At 76.2% G+C, this 1,258-nt stretch carries 2 protein-coding genes; one reads left to right on the top strand and one right to left on the bottom strand.

The window, feature by feature from the left end; all coding sequences use genetic code 11:
• On the top strand, window positions 1–516 hold a 516-nt coding region (locus AB0J39_RS39615), incomplete at its 5' end, for a helix-turn-helix transcriptional regulator (protein ID WP_363474367.1).
• A gap of 61 nt (window positions 517–577) precedes the next feature.
• Here AB0J39_RS39615 and AB0J39_RS39620 read toward each other — a convergent pair.
• Window positions 578–1,258: proprotein convertase P-domain-containing protein (locus tag AB0J39_RS39620; RefSeq protein WP_363474369.1), on the bottom strand; the 681-nt coding region annotated here is incomplete at its 5' end.

Genomic DNA, 1,258 nt, shown 5'->3' on the forward strand with positions numbered 1-1,258 from the left:
GGGATCGCGGACCGGGTGGCGCCCGCGGCGCACGCCGCGCTGCACGCCGCCCGGGGCGCGCTCGCCGCCGCCGAGCTGCGGCATGCCGACGCCGCCGCCTTCTTCACCCGGGCCCGCGAGGCGTACGCCGCGCTGCCGCAGCCGTACGCGGCGGCGCGGGCGGCCGAGGCTGAGGCGCGGGCCGGGCTCGCGCTGGGGGACGGGGCCGCGGTGGCGGGCTTCCGGGAGGCCGCCCAGTGGTACGGCCGGCTCGGCGCCACCCACGACGCCGCCCGGTGCCGGCGGGCCCTGCGCGACATCGGGGTGGACGTCCCGCTGCCGCGCGGCGGGCGGCGGGGCGCCGGCGCGCTGTCGCAGCGGGAGCGGGAGGTGGCCCGGCTCGTCGCGCTCGGCCGGACCAACCGGGAGATCGCCGACGTGCTCTTCCTGTCCACGCGCACGGTCGAGACGCACGTCGCCACCGTGCTGCGCAAGCTCGGCGTCCGGTCGCGGACCCAGATCGCGCCGCCCTCCTGACCGGCCCCCGGACGCGGAAACCCCCGGGACCGCGTGGTCCCGGGGGCCGCGCCGCCGTCGCTCAGAGCGTGATGCTCCAGGAGTCGAGGTAGCCGGTGTCGTAGGTGTACTGGTCACGGACCTCGAGGGTCCAGGTGCCCGCCGCCGTCTGGGTGACCGGGACGGAGTAGGCCCGGGTGCCGAACGACGTGCAGCTCAGGCCGCCGCTGGACTTGACCGTGTAGTAGGTGCCGTTCGGGCCGCGGAGCCTGATCCGCAGGTCCTCGGCGCAGGTGTGCGAGATCGTGATGCTCAGCTGCACCGGGGAGACCGCCGTCCCCGTGGCGGTCGAGGTGATCGGGCTGTTGATCGTGGTCAGGTCGCTGATCGTGTAGTCGGTGCCGTTGGTGAACGTGCGCCCGCCGGAGGTGCCCGACACCGTCAGCGTGTACGCCGCGGTGTGGCTGCCCGACGATCCGCTGCCCGTGACGGTGACGGTGTAGGTGCCGGGCGGGGTCGAGGCGCTGGTGGAGACGGTCAGCGTGGAGGACCCGCCCGAGCTCACCGACGACGGGCTGAAGCTCGCGCCGGCGCCGGACGGAAGCCCGGAGGCGCTGAGGCTCACCGTCTGCGCGCCGCCCGAGGTGGTGGCCGTCGCGACCGTTGCGGTCGCCGACTGACCGGGCGTCACCGTGCCCGCGGTGGGGCTGAGCGACAGGGAGAAGTCGCTGCCGGAGGAGCTGCAGCTCGGCTCGCCCGACAG

Source organism: Microbispora sp. NPDC049633 (assembly GCF_040675265.1).
GTDB lineage: Bacteria > Actinomycetota > Actinomycetes > Streptosporangiales > Streptosporangiaceae > Microbispora > Microbispora maris.